This window comes from Streptomyces sp. NPDC055140 (assembly GCF_053607285.1).
The window spans coordinates 1-1,296 of sequence record NZ_JBSGTG010000201.1 but is presented as its reverse complement, the minus strand read 5'-3'; the positions used below and the strand labels follow the sequence as shown (position 1 = coordinate 1,296).

Sequence of the window (1,296 nt, the reverse complement as noted above, 5' to 3'; positions counted from 1 at the left end):
GCCAGTTCCCGTCCCGCTTTGGAGAAGTGGGTGCTGAACGTTTCGACCGTGGTCCAGCCCCGATCTTGAACCAACTGACGGAACAACGTCATCCGAACTGTGTGCACCTCAACCCCTCCGTATGGTCCTTTCAGCCCTGCTATCGGCCAGACAAGGCAGGCAGGTCCGGCTGCGGGTGCAGGGGAACGCTCCGCACGACACGCCAGCGGTAGGCCGGCAAGGGAACTGTGGTGCGCCAGAGTTCGACGAGTTCCATGCTGTTGATCTCCAAGGAGACCGGCTCAAGGGTGCGCAGGCGGGCGACACTCCCGACCACAGGCGCAGCGGGACGCTCCCGGTTGCTGTACTGCACGCCCAGGTGGGGCCGGAAGGCGGCGGTGGGCTTGCCCCCGGGTACGGCCGCGCGTCGTCCGATCTCGCTTAGAGCGGCATGCAGGCGTACCAGCGGCGACCACGGCGCGAGAGTGAAGCGGACGGCACCCCTCGATCCCGCCATCGGATGGGCAGTGACCTGGAAGGCCGTCAGCGGCAGCTGTTCCGCCAGGTCGGCAAGGAGATGCAACTGGTTGTTGGACACCAGGTCGGTGCTGCCGATGCGGGTCAACGTCACATGCAGGCCGTCCTCGGGGACGGAGTCCATGCCCAGGTGCGCGAGTACGTCCTGGCAGTGCCTCGCGCGGCTGATCAGGTCGCGGGCAGCGGGGAACGTCAACATCCAGTAGTAGGCGCGGAATCCCTCGGGCCAACTCGGGCGTGCCCAGTGGTTCGCCATCCGCTCGACGGCGTTGAAGGCTCGCCAGTCGTGATCGACGAGCAGGCCGGGGCTGTCGAGGTCCGGGGGCGGGCGGTGCGGAAACGCGCCGGGGAAGACGTCCAGTTCGGGCGTCACGGCTCTCCTTACTGCTGCGGCGCGAGCTCCACGCCCGAGCCGCTGACGATCGATTTGGCCTGGGGGCGTGAGCGCCAGTTCCGAAGTTCCTCGGCATAGTCACCTACATCAGGCTCGGCGTGCCAGCGCCCGGCACGCTCGTAGAGCTCGTTCGCCCGCTGCCACACAGACGTGATGGGCGCGGTGGTGCCGGCGTCCAGAGCACGCCGCCCAAGCGCCATGGCGTGCTCCACCTCCGGCTGCTTGTGCTGCAGAAGCGCTGCGGCGACATCGAGTCGGACTAGCGCCCGGCTCCACTCGGAGTCGGACTTCTCGATCAGACCGTCGATCTGTTCCGCGCAGGACAGAACCTCGCCCGTATCGTTGAGGGACAACCGCGCGGTGATCTCGTTGGCCAGGGTGCGGGC

At 67.4% G+C, this 1,296-nt stretch carries 1 protein-coding gene and 1 pseudogene; both read right to left on the bottom strand.

Going from position 1 to position 1,296, the window contains the following annotated elements; genetic code table 11:
• Positions 1-139 precede the first annotated feature (139 nt).
• Complete coding sequence (locus ACWFR4_RS48990; RefSeq protein WP_453658487.1) at positions 140-889, bottom strand: 2'-5' RNA ligase family protein; 750 nt, start codon at positions 887-889, stop codon at positions 140-142.
• A gap of 8 nt (positions 890-897) precedes the next feature.
• A pseudogene (locus ACWFR4_RS48985) lies at positions 898-1,296 on the bottom strand (hypothetical protein); the annotation flags it as partial.